Origin of the sequence: Pseudoclavibacter sp. 8L (genome assembly GCF_902506465.1) — a bacterium.
Taxonomy (GTDB): domain Bacteria; phylum Actinomycetota; class Actinomycetes; order Actinomycetales; family Microbacteriaceae; genus Pseudoclavibacter.
Map to the genome: position 1 here is coordinate 1,142,882 of NZ_LR733185.1, position 18,988 is coordinate 1,161,869.

Sequence of the window (18,988 nt, forward strand, 5' to 3'; positions counted from 1 at the left end):
GGATGGGATGAAACGTGGATCTCTTTGAGTACCAGGCGCGAGATGTATTCGACGCCCACGGTGTTCCAGTTCTCCAGGGACTCGTGGCCTACACGCCCGAGGAGGCGAAGGCCGCAGCCGAGAAGATCGGCGGCGTCACCGTCGTCAAGGCACAGGTGAAGGTCGGAGGCCGCGGCAAGGCTGGCGGCGTCAAGCTCGCCAAGACCCCCGACGAGGCGTTCACCGCAGCCGAGGCCATTCTGGGCCTCGACATCAAGGGCCACATCGTAGAGAAGGTCATGATCGCGCAGGGCGCGGACATCGACCAGGAGTTCTACTTCTCCGTGCTCCTCGACCGCGCCAACCGCTCGTACCTCGCCATGGCGAGCGTCGAGGGTGGCATGGAGATCGAGCAGCTCGCCGTCGAGAAGCCAGAGGCGCTCGCGCGTGTGGCCGTCGACCCGATCCGCGGCATCGACGCAGCCAAGGCCGAGGAGATTGCGCGCGCCGCGAACTTCCCGGAAGAGCTCGTCGCCAAGGTCGCTGACGTCTTCGTCAAGCTCTACGAGGTGTACAACCAGGAAGACGCGACACTCGTCGAGGTCAACCCGCTGGTCCTCACCAAGGGCGGCGACATCGTCGCTCTCGACGGCAAGGTCACGATCGACGAGAACGCCGAGTTCCGTCACGCCGACCACGTCGCGCTCGCCGAGGCAGCAGGCGGGCTCGACCCGCTCGAGGTCAAGGCGAAGGCCCACGACCTCAACTACGTGAAGCTCGACGGCTCCGTCGGCATCATCGGAAACGGCGCTGGCCTCGTCATGTCGACGCTCGACGTCGTCGCTGGCGCCGGCGAGAAGCACGGCGGACAGAAGCCCGCCAACTTCCTCGACATCGGAGGCGGAGCATCCGCTGAGGTCATGGCCGCTGGTCTCGACGTCATCCTCGGCGACGAGCAGGTCAAGTCGGTCTTCGTGAACGTCTTCGGCGGTATCACCTCGTGCGACGCCGTCGCCAACGGCATCGTCGGCGCGCTCAACACGCTCGGTGACTCGGCCACGAAGCAGATCGTCGTCCGCATCGACGGCAACAACGTCGAAGAGGGTCGTCGCATCCTCGCCGAGGCGAACCACCCCCTCGTGACCGTCGTCGCCACCATGGACGAGGCAGCCGACAAGGCCGCCGAACTCGCCGCCCGCGCCTGAGTCGCCCGAAGAAAAGCAGAGAAGGAACAACAATGTCGATCTTCCTCGACGAGAACTCCAAGATCATCGTTCAGGGCATCACCGGCTCTGAGGGCTCGAAGCACGCCACGCGCATGCTCGAGGCCGGCTCCAACATCGTCGGAGGCACCAACCCCCGCAAGGCCGGGCAGACGCTCGAGCTCGCGGGCAAGGAACTCCCGATCTTCGGCACCGTGAAGGAGGCCATCGAGGCCACCGGCGCGAACGTCACCGTCATCTTCGTGCCGCCGGCCTTCGCCAAGGACGCCATCATCGAAGCCATCGACGCCGAGATCCCGCTTGCCGTGGCGATCACCGAGGGCATCCCGGTCAAGGACTCCTCCGAAGCCTGGTCGCACGCGCAGAGCGTCGGCAAGACGCGCCTCATCGGCCCGAACTGCCCAGGCATCATCTCCCCGGAGAAGTCGCTCGCCGGCATCACGCCCGCGAACATCACGGGCGCCGGCCCCATCGGCCTCGTCTCCAAGTCGGGCACGCTCACGTACCAGATGATGTACGAGCTCCGCGACCTCGGCATCTCGACCGCGATCGGCATCGGTGGCGACCCCGTCATCGGCACGACGCACATCGACGCCCTCGAGGCGTTCGAGGCTGACCCCGACACGAAGGCGATCGTCATGATCGGCGAGATCGGCGGAGACGCCGAAGAGCGTGCCGCCGAGTACATCAAGGCGCACGTGACGAAGCCCGTCGTGGGCTACGTCGCCGGCTTCACCGCCCCTGAGGGCAAGACCATGGGACACGCGGGCGCGATCGTCACCGGGTCCGCGGGCACCGCGCAGGCGAAGAAGGAGGCCCTCGAGGCTGCAGGCGTCCGCGTCGGCACGACGCCCACCGAGACCGCCAACCTCCTCCGCGAGGTCTACGCAGCGCTCTAGCGAGCAGCCGCAGAGCACCGGCTCTGCACACGACGAAGTGGGCTGCAGCCCCGTGGAGACACGGGCTGCAGCCCATTCGTCTCACCGACGCCATGATCCCCATCTCGCGTCGAGCACTTGAACCCGGCACCGCTGAGCGGTTGCCGCACTGAGATCTGAGACAGGATGCCCGTGACTCGACCCGAGTCGGCCCCAGCACGACCGAACGGTCACCCCGGCGCGCAGTCGGGCTCGAATCCCCGAGGGCGTCCCGCGGCCCACTCCGGGGGACACCCTGGCGGCCGCCCCGGCGGCCATCCGGCTGCTGCGGTTCCACTCGACCCGCGTGTCGTCGGTGCGACCTCGAGGGCGAGGGTCGCGGTGCCCCTGGCGCTCGGCTGGCTGCAGGCGCTGGCCCTGGCTGGCGTTCTGCTGCTCGTCGGAGGAGCACTCGACTCAATCCTCGCGGGGGAGCTTCCGAACGCGAGCACCGTCATCCTCCTGGGCGCTCTGGTCGTGGCGGCAGCCGCTGCCGCCGCAGTCTCCACGGTCCTGGTCCAGCGCAGCAAGAACTCGACCGAACGCGCCCTGCGCAGGCTGCTTGTCGGCCAGCTCTTCGCCGTCGGGCCGCTGGCCCTCGGCCGGGAACGCACGGGCTCCCTCGTCAGCACGGCCACAGCCTCGATCGACCGCGCATCCGCCTACCGAGCGGGATTCCTCGGGCCGATCATCGCCTCGCTGACCACGCCGCTCCTCGTGCTGGCGGTCATCGCCGTCTCCATCGACCCGCTCACCGCCGGGCTCCTGCTGCTGCTCGTGCCGCTCATCCCCCTCATCATCATCGGGGTCCAGCGCGCGTTCCGTTCATCGACGGGCGCGTACAGGCGCAGCGCGGGTCAGCTCTCGGCGGCTTTCCTCAGCGCCATCCAGGGCCTCACGACCCTGACCCTGAACCGGGCCGCCGCGCGGACGGGTGAGGAGCTGCGTGAGCGAGGCGAGCAGAACAGACGCAGGGTCATGCGGCTGCTCGCCGGCAACCAGGTCCTCATCCTGGCGGTCGACGCGGTCTTCTCGCTCGCCATGATCACGGGCGCGGCGGGCCTTGCCGTCTGGCGACTCGAGGACGGCGCCATCACGCCTGGTCAGGCCGCAGCACTGGTGCTGCTCTCGACCCTGCTGACGGGGCCCGTCGACATCGTCGGCCAGTTCTTCTACATCGGCATGACGGGCCGCAACGCCGAGCGGGAGCTGAGCGCCGCGATCGCCGCCCGGCCCGTGGCTGACAGCCCGCCACCGGCGTCGGCGCCCGCCGGACCAGACCGAGTGGCTGCGCTCGAACTGCGCAGCGTCACCGCCGGCTACGAGCGAGGGCAGGCGGTGCTCTCGGAGTACTCGCTGCGCATCGAGCCTGGAGAGCGAGTCGTCATCACCGGCCCGAGCGGTTCGGGCAAGTCGACGCTCCTGACCCTGGCCCAAGGGCTCCTCGCGCCTCGCCAGGGGATCGTGCTCGTCGGGGGAGAGCCAGCAGGCAGCTCACAGGCGCGTGCCGCGCTCGCCGTCGTCGAGCAGACCACGTTCCTCTTCACCGGCACCGTCGCCGACAACCTCCGGGTCGCGAAGCCGAACGCCAGCGACGACGAGCTGTGGGCCGCCCTTGCCGCGGCGGAACTCAGCGAAGACCTCGAGCGCTCCCCGGACGGTCTCGCGACGCAGGTCGGCGAGAGCGGCCTCTCGATCTCGGGCGGGCAGGCGCAACGCGTCGCCATCGCCAGGGCGTTCCTGCGGGATGCGAGCGTGCTGCTCCTCGACGAGCCGACCGCCCAGGTCGACCTGCGCTCGGAGCGCCTCATCACGCGGGCGCTCGCGAAGCTGGCAGAAGGGCGAACGGTCGTCATGGTCTCGCACCGGCCGACCAGCATCCTCGCGGCCGACAGAGTCGTCACCCTCGAAGCGACAGCTCCCAGTCGTCCGGCGGATGCCGACGGTTCGCGTTCGCGGCCACCGCAGCACCCTGGCCACACACACGGAAGGGGAGCGCGACGATGACCGCCGCATCCACTGCGCTCGACACTCGCCAGCCCACCAGGCCCCAGCTTGTGGCCTGGCTGCTGCGCCAGACGGCGCCGCTGCTCTGGCCGCTGGCCCTCGCCACTCTGCTGCGGATCGTCGGACAGCTCTCGGGCATCGCCATCCTGGTCGTCGCGATGCTCGGCGTCTCCGGGGCGCTGTCGCTCGCTGGCACGATCTGGACGATGGTCGCGCTCGCGCTCGCGAAGGCCGTCCTTCGCTACCTCGAGCAGTTCAGCGGCCACTTCGTGGCCTTCGCCGCCCTCGCTCGGCTGAGGAACCTGTTCTATGCCAGGCTCGCGCCGCAGGCCCCCGCCGCGACCGAGGGTGCGGGCAGCGGTGAGCTGAGCGAACGCGGCACGCGCGACATCGACCGAGTCGAGGTGTTCTTCGCGCACACGGCGCCGCCAGCGATCTCGGCGGTGGCAGTCCCCGCTGCCGCGCTCATCTGGCTCGGCACCACCCAGGGCGCAGCGCTGGCCCTGGCCATCGCGCCGTTCATCGTCGTGGTTGTGCTGGTGATCCCGCTGATCGGGGGTCGAGCAGGCTGGCGCGCCTCGCAGGAGACCGTCGCGGCGAAGGGCGTCGTCGCCCAGCACGTCAGCGACTCCGTCCAGGGTGTGCGAGAAGTGCTCGCCTTCGAGCATGCCGAGGCCCGCCTCTCGGACATGGATGCGCGCGGCGAGTCGGGGGCTCGCGCGTCCGCGTTCGCTTCCCGAGTCGCCGCGCTCCGCGGTGGACTCGTCGTGCTGCTCCAGTGGGGCTCCGTGGTCGCGGTGCTGCTCGTCGGAGGAGGTGGCGTCGTGACCGGGGGCCTCGGCTACGAGCAGCTGCTCGTCGCGCTCGCGGTCGCGGTCGGACTCTTCGTGCCGACTCGCGCCGTCGAGAGCTTCGTGACCGACCTCAACGCGTCGTTCGCGAGCGCTGCTCGCCTCTACGAGGTCATCGAGCGGCCGCCTCTCGTGACGGATGCGCTCGCCGACGATGCGGCCAGGGTCCAACCGGCTCGAGGTGACCTCGGTGAACTCCAGCCGCGTCCGGTCGCGCTCGCCTTCGAGGGCGTGACGTTCGCGTACCCGGGCGCGGGCGGCTCGACCTCCGCCGCACCGAGGGCCGTGCTCGATCGGATCTCCTTCGAGCTGCGCGCGGGCGAGCACCTCACCGTGGTGGGACCGTCCGGCAGCGGCAAGTCCACGATCGCGTCGCTCGCCCTCCGCTTCTGGGACCCGGATCTCGGGTCGGTGTCGCTGGCCGGCAGCCGTCCCGGTGCTCCGCAACCCCTGCAGCGCATCCCGCTCGACGAGCTGCGCACCCGGATCGCACTCGTGCCGCAGCGTCCGTACCTGAGCGACGGCACGGTGGGGCAGAACGTTGCGCTCGCCCGACCTGACGCGAGTGACGAGGAGATCTTCCAGGCCTTGCGCGTCGCCGCCCTCGACGAATGGGTGCGCGAGCAGCCGAAGGGCCTTGGCACTCCGGTGCGAGAGCGCGGCGGCGGCCTCTCTGGCGGGCAGCGGCAGCGCGTTGCGATCGCACGCGCCGTGCTGGCGAACCCGGAGGTGCTTGTGCTCGACGAGGCGACGAGCGCGCTCGACGGTGCCACTGAGCGGACCGTCCGCGCACGCCTCGCGGAGTGGGCCGGGCGGCGCAGCATCCTCGAGATCAGCCACCGGATCGATACGCTCGACGACACCGATCGAGTCATCGTGCTCGACGCAGGACGGGTCGTGGAGGAGGGGGCGCCAGACGGCCTCCGTGCCGCGGGAGGTCCGTTCCAGCAGCTCCTGGAGCGCTGACCGCCGCGCCGCTGGCATGCGTCGCAGGAAGCACCGGACTTCTGTCAGGTGAGGACGCGGGCCGTCCGATCACGGAGGTCAGTCGGACTGGCCGGTGGCCGCGCCGCCGTGCTGGTGCAGCTCCAGCTCGATGAACGCGCCGATCATGGCGCGATAGCTCGCTTCGACGACCGCAGGGGAGCTTCCACCCTGTTCCGCGAGTGCCCGCACCTTCGCGATGACCTGCTCCACGCGCGCGGGAGCCCGCACCGCACCAGTGTCCTGACCGCGTTTGGCGACCGCCGCGCGTTCGACCCAGCGCTGCCGCTCGCCGATGAGCTCCACGATTCGGGCGTCGAGCGCGTCGATGGCGCGTCGGATGTCTGTCATCTCGTCAGGGCCTGTTGATCCAGTCATTCCGGCAGGTTAGCGGCTATCGTCGGGGTGCTATGCCTCGCCCGATCACGTACCTGTACTCGGCCGTCGACGCGCTCGTCGCGGCTGCGGTCGGCCTCGGCGTCCCGCTGCTCGCGGTCGTCGCGGTGCAGCTGGCGACGACGGGCTTCGGCAGCGACTTCGCTGCTGGCTTCGAGTACGCGGCGGCCATCTGGGCTCTCTCGCTCGGGGGGTCCGTGGGGGCGGTGCTCGACCCGAGCTCGGGTCTTGTGCCTGCCGGAACCGAGGCGGTGACCTTCACGCTGCGGGTGATGCCACTGGGCCTCACGCTCATCACGGTGTGGCTGGCTCACGTGACCGGGGTTCGCGTGCGTGCGGCCTCCGACCTCATCTGGCCCGGCCTCCTCCTGACCGGTGCGCTGTTCGGCGCCGCCGCCGCCGGGGTATCGCTCGCGGCGAGCGGCCGTGGCCTCGACATCGGCGTCTGGCAGACCGCCGTCGTGGGTGCGGTCGTCTTCTTGGGCGCTGCGTTCGTCGGGGCGCGCGGATGGCAGGTCGCACCGTTCGACTCGATCCTCTCGAGCGTCGAGGAGCGCGCACGGGCGGCCTTGTCCCAGGGGCTGAGGGCGGCCGGCCTCATGGTCACCGGCATCCTCGGAGCGGGAGCGGTGCTGCTGCTCGTCGCTGTCCTCGTGGGGCTCGCGAGCATCCTGGCGCTCTTCCAGTCACTCCCGCTCGATGTGACGAGCGCGATCGTGGTTGGGCTCAGTCAGCTCGTGATCGCCGTGAACGGCGTCGTCTGGTCTGCTGCGTGGATGCTCGGCTCTGGGTTCGCGATCGGCACCGGGTCGCAGGTCACCCCCGTCGAGACGCTGGTCGGCCCCATGCCCGTCCTCCCGCTTCTCGGCGCCATCCCGGCGTCTCCGCCACTGCTCGCTGTCTCGATCATCGCCGTTCCTGTCCTGGTCGGGCTTGCTGCCATGGTGGGGGTTCGGATGCACGCCCCGGCTGGTGCAGACCGGGGCGTGTGGACTCGCGTCTCGGTCGCGGTGGCGGCCGCGGCGCTCGCGGCCGTCGCGATCGGGATCCTCGCCCTTGCTGCTGGCGGCTCGGCTGGCCCTGGTCGCCTCGCGGAGATCGGCCCCTTCCCCTTGCTCACCGGTGCCAGCGCGTTCGGCACGCTTGCGCTCGGCGCCCTCGTCGGGGCACTGGTGCCGCTCTCTGCTGAGCAGCTCGATGAAGACGATGAAGCCGACGATGCCGACGCCGAGGAATCCGGCAGGAGCGCCCGTGATGGGCGAAAGAAGCACAGTCGTGCATCCGTCGGCACGCCCACGTCGACGCCCACGTCGACGCCGACGGGACGTGACGAGCCGAGCGGACCGCAGCCGCGTGAGAAGGTGAGCGGTTCACCGGCGGGCGCGAGCGCTGCTTCCTCCAAGCGCCGCGCACGACGTGATGGCACCGACGAGCGCACCTGGGTCGCGGACGCCGTCTCGAAGCGCTTCGAGGATCCGGGCGAGGTCGAGAAGAAGCCGGGAACCGCACTCGAGGTGCGCGCCGACGATCAGCCTGCGGAGCGGCAGACATCCGAGATTCGCCGCGCGAAGCGGCTCAAGGTCGAGAACCCGCGCTACGACGACGAGCCGGACATCTACGCCGACATCGATCTCGACGACTGAGCAGGACTGACCCGGGAGCCCCGACCGTGCGCAGCGATTAGACTGACCCGGTGCTCAAGGTAGTCGTCCTCATCTCCGGCGCGGGTTCGAACCTGCAGGCGCTGCTCGAGACACTCCGGGCCTCCGCCGATTCCGCATCGCCTATCGGCGCCGAGATCGTGGCGATCGGTGCCGACCGGAATGCAGCCGGCCTCGCGCTCGCGCAGGAGTTCGGCATCCCGTCGTTCGTGGTGCGCCCGAAGGACTTCGCCGACCGGGAGGCCTGGGGCGTGGAGCTGCTCGCGCAGATCCAGAGCTTCGAGCCGGACCTCACGCTGCTCTCCGGCTTCATGCGGCTCGTGCCGCCTGCCATGGTGGATGAGCTGGCCCCGCGTCTCCTGAACACCCACCCCGCGTACCTGCCGGAGTTCCCAGGGGCGCATGCCGTGCGCGACGCGCTCGACGCCGGCGTGGCTGAGACGGGCGCCTCCATCATCATCGTCGACAACGGCGTCGACACCGGTCCGATCGTCGATCGCGTCCGCATCCCCGTACTCCCCGGTGATACCGAGGAGCTGCTCCATGGCCGCATCAAGGTCGCGGAGCGCCGTCTGCTGGAAGACACCGTCAGAGGCGTTGCCTCGGGCGAAATCGCACTCGAGGAAAGAGCCAACGCATGAGCACCCCCGCTTCACACGAATCGCTGACCACCCTCGAGCGGATCGAGCCCAAGCGCGCGCTCGTGTCCGTGAGCGACAAGAGCGGCCTGCTCGAGCTGGCCGCGGGACTGAATGCTGCCGGGGTCGAGATCGTCTCCACCGGTTCGACCGCGAAGACCATCCGCGAGGCGGGATTCGACGTCACGGACGTGCAGCAGGTGACCGGGTTCCCGGAGTCGCTTGACGGTCGTGTCAAGACACTGCACCCAGGCGTGCACGCGGGGATCCTCGCTGACCGGCGGATCGCCGACCACCTCCGTCAGCTCGAGGAGCTCGGCATCGAGCCGTTCGAGCTCATCGTCGTGAACCTGTACCCCTTCGTCGAGACGGTCGCCTCCGGGGCAGATGCGCCGGCGATCATCGAGCAGATCGACATCGGCGGCCCCGCCCTCGTGCGCGCCTCCGCCAAGAACTTCGCGAACGCCACGATCGTCACGTCTCCGAGCGACTACGCCAGGGTTCTCGAGGAGATCTCTGGCGGAGGTGTGACGCTCTCGACGCGTCGCGCGCTTGCCGCCGCCGCGTTCCAGCACACGTCGAGCTACGACCAGGCTGTCGGTGCGTGGTTCGCGTCGCACATCCAGGAGGTCGAGGCGGCTGCAGCTGCGGAACCCGCCGCAGGCTCGGCGTCCGACGTGCTCCCGGGCTCCTTCACCATCGAGGGCACCCAGCTCGCTGTCCTCCGCTACGGCGAGAACTCGCATCAGGTCGCGGCCGTGTACGGGCGAGCAGACGGCAGGGGCATCGCCCAGGCCGAGCAGCTCCACGGCAAGGAGATGTCGTACAACAACTACGTCGATGCCGACGCGGCCCTCCGGGCGGCGTTCGACCACACCTCGCCGGCTGTCGCCATCATCAAGCATGCCAACCCGTGCGGCATCGCGGTCGCGCCTGCGGGGCTCGCACCGGCCGAGGCCATCGCCGAGGCTCACCGTCGCGCGCACGCCTGCGACCCGGTCAGTGCCTACGGCGGCGTCGTCGCCGCCAACCGCGAGGTCTCGCTCGAGATGGCGCAGACGCTCGCGAAGATCTTCACCGAGGTCGTCATCGCGCCGAGCTTCGCGCCCGAGGCGCTCGAGGTGCTGCGCACGAAGAAGAACATCCGCCTCCTCCAGCTTCCTGCGAACCCGGCGCCCGAGGAGCGCGAGGTGCGTCAGATCTCCGGGGGCTTCCTCATCCAGAGCGCAGACCGCTTCGAGCCGAGCGTGTCGCTCGTCGAGAGCTGGACGCTCGTTTCCGGGGCCCCCGCCACCGGGCAGACCGTCGAGGACCTCGAGTTCGCGTGGCGAGCCTGCCGCGCCGTGAAGTCCAACGCGATCCTCCTCGCCGCAGACGGAGCCTCCGTCGGCGTCGGCATGGGGCAGGTCAACCGCGTCGACTCCTGCCACCTCGCCGTCTCGCGGGCAGGAGAGCGGGCCGCTGGATCCGTTGCCGCGTCAGACGCGTTCTTCCCGTTCGCGGACGGCCTGGAAGTGCTGCTCGAGGCCGGCGTGAGCGCCGTCGTGCAGCCGGGCGGATCCATCCGCGACGAGGAGGTCATCGCGGCCGCCGAGAAGGCGGGCGTAACGATGTACTTCACGGGCGAGCGCCACTTCTTCCACTGACCCGCTCTGATCCGCGCGACGCGCGATCCGACCGCGGCCGCAATCGACACCTACGAGAGCAGCAATTGAGCACCAAGAACTCCCAGCCCGTCACCCGCGTCAGCGAGCTCGACGGCGGAACGCGCTTCAACGCGGCACTCGTCGCCGCGATGGGCGTCGCGTTGGCGACGCTCCTCACGTCGCTCGTCGTCATGAACGAGCGAGACCTCACGGGGGTCATCTCGCCGCTCACGACGCTCACCGACACGTTCGACTTCTACTCGCTGCCGGTGCTCCTCCTGCTGGTCCTCGTCACGCTCGTCGGCTGGCTCGGCTGGCTCCGCAACTGGTGGATCGCCGCGATCGCCGGATTCGTGCTCGCGCTCATCGCGGGCACGGTGGGGTACGTCGTCCGGCTCGCGACGGGTGGCGCTGAGTTCACCGGCGAGACGTGGTCTGCGATCTTCACGGAGTTCTTCGGGCTCAACTTCGTGTTCCTCGTCTCCGGCACCGTGTTCACGGCGCTCATCGGGCCGACGCTGTTCCGCCGGCAGGTCGCCGAGATGCTCCGAGAGGTGTCCTCTCGCGTCGCGCACGCGGGGGAGCTCCGCCGGTTCGCGGAGTCGAACAGCAAACTGGCGCTCGTGCGCATCCCCGCGGCGAACCCGCAGGATGCCCAGGTCACCTTCCAGGAGCGCGCGGCGGTCGACCGCGATCGCGCCAACGAGCAGTGGGAGTCCTACGTCGCGCTGCTGGACGAGCACGGGTGGGAGACCCGCGAGGTCCCAGCGGCTGAGACCATGCCGGACTCGGTCTTCACCGAGGACCAGGTCATCGTGCTCGGCCAGGTCGCCATCCTGGGTCGCAGCGGGGCGTCTTCCCGCCGCGCGGAGCTGCCTGGCGTCCGCGCCGCGCTCGCCGAGACCGAGTTCGTCACGATGGAGATCGAGGCCCCGGCGACCCTCGACGGGGGCGACGTGCTCCTCGCGGGCGACACCGTCTACGTCGGCGCCTCCACCCGCACGAACGCCGAGGGCATCCGCGCGCTGCGCGAGATCGCGCTCGATCTCGGCTACCGCGTCGTCGCGGTCCCCATCAGCGGAGCGCTGCACCTGAAGAGCGTCGCGACCGCCCTGCCAGACGGGACCGTCCTCGCCTGGACTCCCGCGTTGGAGCAACCCTCGCTGTTCGGCGGCTACATCGAGGCACCCGAGCTGCTCGGTGCGAGCATCCTGCCGCTGGATGCGGACACCGTGCTCGTCTCGGCTGCCGCACCGGCGACCGCGAAGCTCGTGAAGCGCCTGGGCTACAACGTCGTGACCCTCGACATCTCGGAGTTCGAGAAGCTCGAGGGCGGGGTCACCTGCCTGTCGGCTCGCGCCTACTAGACACGACCGCATCCCCGACTCCATCACACGATCGCTGCCCGGCGTTTCACCCTCTCGCGGTTCCGCAAGAGGGTGAAACGCCGGGCAGCGATTTGGGTCGAACGGCTCTACAGCGAGCCGGTTCCGTGCTGGCTGAGCTCCCGCTCGCCGATCGTCTCCCCATACTGGGTCTCACCGGTGACGACGAACCCGAGGCTGCGGAAGAAGTCGCCAGGCCCGAGGTCGCCCTCTTCCCAGATGGTGGTCACCTTGTCGAAGCCGCGACGCGCAGCCTCATCGAGGATCGCCGTCACCGCGAACGATCCGACACCACGGCGCTGGAAGTCGGCATCGACGTTCATGCGCATGATCGTCGCCCGGAACAGCTCGTCGGGAGCGTCCTCGTCGAAGTTCGCCATGATGAAGCCCACGACTCGACCATCGAGCACGACGACCCTCGGCCATGACGTCGTCTGGCTGACGTAGGCCTCCGAGATGGAGTGCGAGACAGGCGCGACGAACGCCTCCTGGCCTGGTTTCAGGGTGAGCGTGTTGGCGGCGACGATGTTGTCGGCGGACAGCTCTTCGATATACAGCTCGCTCATGGATGCAGAGTAGCGCTCCGTCTGAGTAATCCTCCGAATGCGGCCCCGGTAAGCTGGAGGCAAACCGCGCTCAGAAGGAGAACTCTATGGCGAAGATCAAGGTCGAAGGAACGGTTGTCGAGCTCGACGGCGACGAGATGACCCGCATCATCTGGCAGAAGATCAAGGACACGCTCATCCACCCGTACCTCGACGTGAACCTCGAGTACTACGACCTGGGCATCGAGAAGCGCGACGAGACGGACGACCAGATCACGGTCGACGCGGCGCACGCGATCCAGAAGCACGGCGTCGGCATCAAGTGCGCGACGATCACCCCTGACGAGGCACGCGTCGAGGAATTCGGCCTCAAGCAGATGTGGCGCTCCCCGAATGGGACCATCCGCAACATCCTGGGCGGCGTCATCTTCCGCGAGCCCATCATCATCTCGAACATCCCGCGCCTCGTGCCGGGCTGGAACAAGCCGATCATCGTCGGCCGCCACGCGTTCGGCGACCAGTACCGTGCGACCGACTTCCGCTTCGCGGGAGAGGGCAAGCTCACGGTCGAGTTCACGCCGGACGATGGCTCCGAGCCGCAGAAGTTCGAGGTGTTCCACTCCCCGGGCGACGGAATCGCGCAGGTGCAGTACAACCTCGACGCATCCATCACCGACTTCGCTCGCGCATCGCTCAACTACGGCCTCACGCGCGGCTACCCCGTGTACCTGTCGACGAAGAACACCATCCTGAAGAAGTACGACGGTCGCTTCAAGGACATCTTCCAGGAGATCTTCGAGGCCGAGTTCAAGGAGAAGTTCGACGCAGCAGGCATCACCTACGAGCACCGCCTCATCGACGACATGGTCGCTGCGTCGCTCAAGTGGGAGGGCGGCTACGTCTGGGCCTGCAAGAACTACGACGGCGACGTCCAGTCGGACACCGTCGCGCAGGGCTTCGGCTCGCTCGGCCTCATGACGAGCGTCCTCACGACTCCCGACGGCAAGGTCGTCGAGGCTGAGGCCGCGCACGGCACGGTCACGCGCCACTACCGCCAGCACCAGCAGGGCAAGCCCACGTCGACGAACCCGATCGCCTCGATCTACGCCTGGACGCGCGGCCTCGCGCACCGCGGCAAGCTCGACGGCAACCAGGAGCTCATCGACTTCACGCAGGCTCTTGAAGAGGTTGTCATCGAGACCGTCGAGTCGGGCAAGATGACGAAGGACCTCGCCGCGCTCGTCGGCGAGGGCACCCCCTTCCAGACGACCGACGACTTCATGAACTCGATCGCCGAGAACCTCGCTGCACGAGTGTCCGCGTAAGCGACACCCGACCGCACACGAGGCTCCTGCCTCGGAAGCCCCGCATCCTGCCTCGGCAGCATGCGGGGCTTCTGCGTTGTCCGAATAGGGTGGAGGCATGAGCACCACGCCAGTCCGCATCACCGTCACGGGAGCAGCCGGCAACATCGGCTACTCGCTCCTCTTCCGCATCGCATCGGGCGCCATGCTCGGCGATACTCCGGTCGAGCTCCGGCTCCTGGAGATCCCGCAGGCGGTCAAAGCAGCAGAGGGAACGGCGATGGAGCTCGCCGACGGCGCCTTCCCGCTGCTCCGCTCAGTGGACGTCTTCGACGATGCGGACGCGGCCTTCGACGGGACGAACATCGCCCTGCTCGTCGGGTCGATGCCGAGGCGTGACGGCATGGACCGCGCCGACCTGCTCGAAGCGAACGGCGGTATCTTCGCGCCGCAGGGCCGCGCGATCGGGACGCACGCCGCCGATGATGTCCGCGTGCTCGTCGTCGGCAACCCCGCCAACACGAACGCCGCGATCGCCCGTGCCGCAGCGCCAGATGTTCCGGGCGATCGCTTCACTGCCATGATGCGTCTCGACCACAACCGAGCGATCGCCCAGCTCGCCGCGAAGGCTGGCGTCGGCGCTGGCGAGGTGTCGCGCATCCATGTCTGGGGAAACCACTCGAACACGCAGGTCCCGGACGTCGATCACGGCACGATCGCGGGTGCCCCGATCCGTGAGCGCATCGCCGACGATGCCTGGATCGATGGCGAGTTCGTCACGACGGTTGCGACGAGGGGCGCCGCGATCATCGCGGCGAGAGGTGCTTCATCGGCCGCTTCGGCGGCATCCGCCGCGGTCGACCACGTCCGTGACTGGGTGCTCGGGACCCCCGAGGGCAACTGGACGACGGCCGCGCTCCCCTCGAAGGGCGACTACGGCATCCCCGAAGGCCTCGTCGCGGGTGTTCCGGTGACGTCCAGTGGCGGCGACTGGCAGGTCGTCCAGGGGCTCGCGCTCGGCGAGCTGACGCGAACGCGCCTCGCGGCGACGGTCGCAGACCTCGAAGCCGAACGCGATAGCGTTGTCAGTCTTGGATTCGTTCCGTCGACCTCCTGAAGTGAGAAGAGCTGCAATGACCAATGCCGAACCGGACATCCTCGCGCTTGAGGTGCTGATCCGCCGCGATGGCGTCGGCGAGATTCGGGAAGGCGACTCGGTCGAGCGCATCATCGCGGCCGACGCGGATGAGCTTCGGTCGGCGATCATGACGCGAGTCGTCGATCGCGCGACGCGCGAGGAGATCGTGATCGACCTCCGCACGATCGACATCGACGGTGTCTTCCCGCTCCGCGTCTCTCCGGACGGGAGCCTCATCGAGACAGGCGACGTCGGTGAACTGGCGCCTGGCGAGGACGAGCTCACGGACCGACTCGCCCCCGGAGGGGCCGCCGCCGGGTCCTCAGTCGAACCCGTCTCCGAGGACCGCCAAGACGAGACGGTCGGAGCGAACAGCGACGGATTCCTCCCGCAAGGGAATGTGCACGAGACCGTGCGCATCCCGAGGGTCGAGATGATGCACCACGCCCTCGACCAGGACGCGGAGACCGCGCAGCCAGCCCCTGCGCCCGATGCAGGGCTTCCCGAGACGGAGAACGAGAGCGGACCCGCGCCAGAGAGCCCAGAGCCGTATGACGACGAGGCGGGCAACCCCTCGAACGCGGACACACCCCCGGTCTGGTTCGAGGACCGGATCGACGAGGACGGCCTCGAGGACACACAGCCGTGGCAGCCGAGATTCCCCCGCGACGCGCGCCAGATGCGGGAGCTCGAGGAGCTCGAACGCGCCGAGGCGGGAGCGAGTGAGCGCGCTCGTGCCGACACAGCCCCAGAGCCGGCGAACCCAGCCCCAGTCGCAGCAACCGCCACCGCAGGAGCGGTCGCCAGAGCAGCATCCGCGACCGCGCCGGAACGCCGCAAGAGCGACACCTCCGCCCCGACGCTCGCCGACCTGCTCGCCGACAAGCAGGCGGCACCGGAAGCCCCGGCGCAGCAAGGCTGGCGCAGCGCCCTGCGCCTCGGAACGGGCGGGCTCATCAAGCTCGGGCCAGGCGAGGCCGAGCGAGTCAAGCGTGACGAGATCCGCCGAGTGCAGCGGCAGTTCGACGGCTCGCGCACCGTTGTCGTCATGAACCCCAAGGGCGGCGCGCACAAGACCACTGCGACGCTCATGATCGCCGCTACGTTCGGCGAGATTCGCGGCGGCTACACGCTCGCCTGGGACAACAACGAGACCCGCGGCACGCTCGGGTGGCGTTCGCACGCCGGCAACCACCGCAACACGGCCGTCGACTTCCTGCGACAGCTGCCGAGGTTCGAGGTCTCGGGAGGCGCCACGATTGCAGACGTCGACCGATTCGTGCGACCGCAGGGGGACGCGCAATTCGACGTGCTCGCATCCGACGACGACGCAGCTTCCGCGGCGATCATCGACGCAGAAGCGTTCTCGCGCATGCACCGCACCCTGAGCCGCTTCTACCGCGTCCTCGTCGTCGACACCGGCAACAACATGCGCGCCAGCAACTGGGAGGCGGCCCTCGACGTCGCCGACCAGCTCGTCATCGTCTCCACCGCGAGAGAGGACACGGCCGCCTCCGCGGCCTGGCTCGCCGACGGACTCCGTGAGCGAGGCTTCGGTGAGAAGCTCGAGAACGCCGTCACCATCCTCTCCAGTCCCTCCGCGAAGGAAGACCAGGCGCTCACCGAGCGTCTGCACCACCACTTCGAGAGGCTCACGCGCGCCGTCGTTGAGGTACCGTACGACCACGCCTTCGTCGGTGGCGGCGAGCTCAGCGTCTCGAGCCTCAAGCCAGCCACGCGAGATGCGTGGCGCACCGCGACCGCCGCCATCGCGGAACGCCTCTGACCGAACTCCAGACCTAGGAACCCAGTGCTCACGATCTCCCACACCTCCCGTGCTGCCAGCCCGGAAGAGATGGATGACATCCAGACCGGTCTCAACGACCGCTACGGCGTCGTCCTCTCCTCTGGCGTCGAGTACCCGGGCAGGTACACGCGATGGGACATCGGATTCATCGATCCGCCCCTCATGATCGAGGGCCGCGGGTTCAACCTGCGCATGCGCACGCTGAACGAGCGTGGGAGCATCCCGCTGCGCGCATTCACCGACGCCTTCGAGCGCCTCGACGGCGTCACCGTGCGAGTGCTCGCCGACGGCGAGGTCGAGATCGACGTCACCTCGCAGCGCGACGAGATCATTCCAGAGGAGCAGCGCACCCGCAGGCGGTCGAGCTTCAGCGTGCTGCGCGCCATCATCGAGACCATGCCGGACGACGTCCCGCACCTTGGCCTCTACGGCTCGTTCGGCTACGACCTCGTCCGGCAGATCGAGGCCCTCGAAGCGCCGAACGGCGGAGACCAGCGCGACCTCGTCGTGTTCTTGCCAGACTCCGTGCTCGCCGTCGACCGGCAGCGCGGCGACGCCACCAGGCACGACTTCGAGTTCTCCGACGGCACGACCTCGACCGAGGGGATGCCCCGCACCGAGGTGCTCAGCCCCTTCGTCTCGCCAGCGGCATCCGCACAGTCGTCCCGCGATCACGAGCCGGGGGAGTACGCGGCCCTCGTCGAATCTGCCAAGGCCTCGTTCGCACGCGGCGACCTCTTCGAGGTCGTGCCGGGGCAGGCCTTCCGCCGCCCCGTTCGCACCAGCCCGGCCGACGTCTTCGCCTACCTGAAGCGCAACAACCCGGCCCCCTACGGGGCACTCATGAACCTCGGCGGCCAGGAGTTCCTCGTGAGCGCCAGCCCAGAGATGTTCGTCCGGGTGGCCGGCAGCCGTGTCGAGACCGTGCCGATCTCGGGCACCATCGCCCGCGGGGCCGACGCGATCGAAGACGCCGACCGCATCCTCGAGCTGCTCAACAGCGACAAGGACCGCTCCGAGCTCACGATGTGCACCGACGTCGACCGCAACGACAAGTCGCGCGTCTGCGAGCCTGAGTCGATCAAGATCATCGGCAGGCGGCAGGTCGAGCTCTACTCGAAGGTCATCCACACGGTCGACCATGTCGAGGGCAGGCTGCGGCCTGAATTCGACGGACTGGACGCGTTCGCCACGCACATGTGGGCGGTCACCGTCACCGGAGCCCCGAAGATCTGGGCCATGCGCTTCATCGACGAGCACGAACGCAGCCCCCGCACCTGGTACGGCGGCGCCATCGGCGTGCTCCTCGCCAACGGCGACGTCAACACGGGCCTCACGATCCGCACCGCGATGATCCGCGACGGCATCGCAGAGGTTCGCGCGGGAGGCACCCTGCTCATGGACTCCACGCCTGCCGCCGAAGAGCTCGAGACGGAGATGAAGGCGTCTGCGCTCCTCGAGGCGCTCGACGCCTCCGCAGAGAACGCCACCCCTGAGCCCGTCGCAGAGGCCGCGCCCGTGCGCTCCGGAGTCGGGCACCGCATCCTCTTCCTCGACCACGAGGACTCGTTCGTGCAGATGCTCGCCGGCTACATGCGCGAGACGGGCGCGGAGGTGCGCACGGTCCGCATCCCGAAGGGCGGCATCGAGCGTGCGGAGATGGCGCGCATCCTCGACGAGCAGCAGCCGTCGCTGGTCGTCATGTCGCCAGGGCCCGGCGCTCCGAGCGACTTCAGGTCCGCCGAGCTGCTCGACGAGATCGTCGGACGCTCGTTGCCGGTGTTCGGCGTGTGCCTCGGCCAGCAGGCCATCGGCGAGTACTTCGGTGCGTCACTGGGGCAGCTCGGGTACCCGCTGCACGGCCAGGAGCGCGAGGTCGTCGTCACCAACCCCGGATTCCTGGACGCACTCCCCGAACGGTTCGTCACGGGCAGGTACCACTCGCTGCACATCGACCCCGCGACGATGCCGGAGAGCCTCGTGCTCGTCGCCTCCGATGACGACGGCATCCCGATGGCCATCCAGCACCGTGAGCTGCCGATCTTCGCCGTGCAGTTCCACCCGGAATCGCTCATGACCCTGCGCGACTCTGCCGGGAAGCGCATCATCGAAGCCGTCATGGAGCGCATCCCGGCCCGAGTTCCCGCCGCCTGAGCTGGGTTCGGAAACAGTCTCGGTCGGCCGCCACGCCGCCGGCGGCGGTGCGCGGCGGCCGTTGGCGTTGCTCTTTCGTGTTGCCCGTTTGGGCGTTCTCGTGGAGTGCCCCTTCTATCGCGCGTAGCGCGCGTTAGTCGCGCCGTTGAGGAGCCCTCTTCCTGGAGTCCGTCTCTGTAGCAGGTAGCCCCGCTCCCAGCCAACTTCCGTGATGGATTGAAGTGTTTGGCCGCAGAGGCGGCGTTCCGAGGTTCACCGTCCCGGGAGCTGGTCAGGGAAGGTGGTGTGCGGTGTCGACCTGGACGGTCTCGCTTCGATGCTGTGGGCGGTTCTCGGCAGCGCGGCAGCGTGGC

14 protein-coding genes are annotated in these 18,988 nt (G+C 68.9%); 12 read left to right on the plus strand and 2 right to left on the minus strand.

The features are described from left to right. Nucleotides 1-14: 14 nt before the first annotated feature. The 4 genes from sucC to GV007_RS05430 all read left to right on the plus strand — a co-directional run bounded on the left by sucC (nt 15) and on the right by GV007_RS05430 (nt 5,943). Nucleotides 15-1,184, plus strand: coding sequence for an ADP-forming succinate--CoA ligase subunit beta (sucC, locus tag GV007_RS05415; protein WP_104242588.1), 1,170 nt, complete (start codon nt 15-17; stop codon nt 1,182-1,184). Between the two features lie 32 nt (nt 1,185-1,216). Then, complete coding sequence (sucD, locus tag GV007_RS05420) at nt 1,217-2,101, plus strand: succinate--CoA ligase subunit alpha (protein WP_068479974.1); 885 nt, start codon at nt 1,217-1,219, stop codon at nt 2,099-2,101. 360 nt (nt 2,102-2,461) lie between these two features. Continuing rightward, nucleotides 2,462-4,126 (plus strand): ATP-binding cassette domain-containing protein, encoded by a 1,665-nt coding sequence (locus tag GV007_RS05425; protein ID WP_160071295.1) that lies wholly within the window; start codon nt 2,462-2,464, stop codon nt 4,124-4,126. Continuing rightward, entirely contained in the window at nt 4,123-5,943 is a 1,821-nt protein-coding gene (locus GV007_RS05430) for an ABC transporter ATP-binding protein (protein WP_160071296.1), read from the plus strand. Before GV007_RS05425 ends, GV007_RS05430 begins: the two co-directional genes overlap by 4 nt. Before the next feature lie 78 nt (nt 5,944-6,021). Here GV007_RS05430 and GV007_RS05435 read toward each other — a convergent pair whose 3' ends face one another. Beyond that, nucleotides 6,022-6,339 carry a chorismate mutase gene (locus GV007_RS05435; protein ID WP_160071297.1) on the minus strand — a complete coding sequence of 106 codons (318 nt, stop codon included), beginning with the start codon at nt 6,337-6,339 and terminating at the stop codon, nt 6,022-6,024. A 32-nt stretch (nt 6,340-6,371) separates the two neighbouring features. Here GV007_RS05435 and GV007_RS05440 point away from each other — a divergent pair, with 32 nt between their 5' ends. The 4 genes from GV007_RS05440 (at nt 6,372) to GV007_RS19175 (ending at nt 11,669) form a co-directional block, all read left to right on the plus strand. Further along, on the plus strand, nt 6,372-8,000 hold the full coding sequence (locus GV007_RS05440) for a cell division protein PerM (RefSeq protein ID WP_160071298.1): 1,629 nt from the start codon (nt 6,372-6,374) through the stop codon (nt 7,998-8,000). 50 nt (nt 8,001-8,050) lie between these two features. Next, entirely contained in the window at nt 8,051-8,659 is a 609-nt protein-coding gene (gene purN, locus GV007_RS05445; RefSeq protein ID WP_160071299.1) for a phosphoribosylglycinamide formyltransferase, read from the plus strand. Continuing rightward, complete coding sequence (purH, locus tag GV007_RS05450) at nt 8,656-10,302, plus strand: bifunctional phosphoribosylaminoimidazolecarboxamide formyltransferase/IMP cyclohydrolase (protein ID WP_160071300.1); 1,647 nt, start codon at nt 8,656-8,658, stop codon at nt 10,300-10,302. Before purN ends, purH begins: the two co-directional genes overlap by 4 nt. 65 nt (nt 10,303-10,367) lie before the next feature. Then, entirely contained in the window at nt 10,368-11,669 is a 1,302-nt protein-coding gene (locus GV007_RS19175; RefSeq protein ID WP_228502172.1) for a dimethylarginine dimethylaminohydrolase family protein, read from the plus strand. 107 nt (nt 11,670-11,776) lie between these two features. Here GV007_RS19175 and GV007_RS05460 read toward each other — a convergent pair whose 3' ends face one another. After that, the gene (locus GV007_RS05460) at nt 11,777-12,253 is read right to left on the minus strand and encodes a GNAT family N-acetyltransferase (RefSeq protein WP_160071301.1); all 477 of its coding nucleotides are present in this window, start codon (nt 12,251-12,253) and stop codon (nt 11,777-11,779) included. An 86-nt stretch (nt 12,254-12,339) separates the two neighbouring features. Between GV007_RS05460 and GV007_RS05465 the strand changes: the two genes are divergently transcribed. From GV007_RS05465 to GV007_RS05480, 4 genes are all read left to right on the plus strand, one after another. Continuing rightward, a complete protein-coding gene (locus tag GV007_RS05465) occupies nt 12,340-13,557 on the plus strand; it encodes an NADP-dependent isocitrate dehydrogenase (RefSeq protein ID WP_104242572.1) in 1,218 nt (405 codons plus the stop codon). A 97-nt stretch (nt 13,558-13,654) separates the two neighbouring features. Beyond that, complete coding sequence (locus GV007_RS05470; protein ID WP_160071302.1) at nt 13,655-14,653, plus strand: malate dehydrogenase; 999 nt, start codon at nt 13,655-13,657, stop codon at nt 14,651-14,653. 16 nt (nt 14,654-14,669) lie between these two features. Then, the gene (locus GV007_RS05475) at nt 14,670-16,460 is read left to right on the plus strand and encodes a MinD/ParA family ATP-binding protein (RefSeq protein ID WP_160071303.1); all 1,791 of its coding nucleotides are present in this window, start codon (nt 14,670-14,672) and stop codon (nt 16,458-16,460) included. 24 nt (nt 16,461-16,484) lie between these two features. After that, on the plus strand, nt 16,485-18,635 hold the full coding sequence (locus GV007_RS05480; RefSeq protein WP_236558345.1) for an anthranilate synthase component I: 2,151 nt from the start codon (nt 16,485-16,487) through the stop codon (nt 18,633-18,635). Nucleotides 18,636-18,988 lie beyond the last annotated feature (353 nt).

Excerpts from the sequence above, each read along its gene's own strand:
- sucD (WP_068479974.1), top strand. The coding sequence starts at position 1,217 with ATGTCGATCTTCCTCGACGAGAACTCCAAGATCATCGTTCAGGGCATC.
- GV007_RS05430 (WP_160071296.1), top strand. The coding sequence starts at position 4,123 with ATGACCGCCGCATCCACTGCGCTCGACACTCGCCAGCCCACCAGGCCC.
- GV007_RS05435 (WP_160071297.1), bottom strand. The coding sequence starts at position 6,339 with ATGACTGGATCAACAGGCCCTGACGAGATGACAGACATCCGACGCGCC.
- GV007_RS05440 (WP_160071298.1), top strand. The coding sequence starts at position 6,372 with ATGCCTCGCCCGATCACGTACCTGTACTCGGCCGTCGACGCGCTCGTC.
- purH (WP_160071300.1), top strand. The coding sequence starts at position 8,656 with ATGAGCACCCCCGCTTCACACGAATCGCTGACCACCCTCGAGCGGATC.
- GV007_RS05460 (WP_160071301.1), bottom strand. The coding sequence starts at position 12,253 with ATGAGCGAGCTGTATATCGAAGAGCTGTCCGCCGACAACATCGTCGCC.
- GV007_RS05465 (WP_104242572.1), top strand. The coding sequence starts at position 12,340 with ATGGCGAAGATCAAGGTCGAAGGAACGGTTGTCGAGCTCGACGGCGAC.
- GV007_RS05470 (WP_160071302.1), top strand. The coding sequence starts at position 13,655 with ATGAGCACCACGCCAGTCCGCATCACCGTCACGGGAGCAGCCGGCAAC.
- GV007_RS05475 (WP_160071303.1), top strand. The coding sequence starts at position 14,670 with ATGACCAATGCCGAACCGGACATCCTCGCGCTTGAGGTGCTGATCCGC.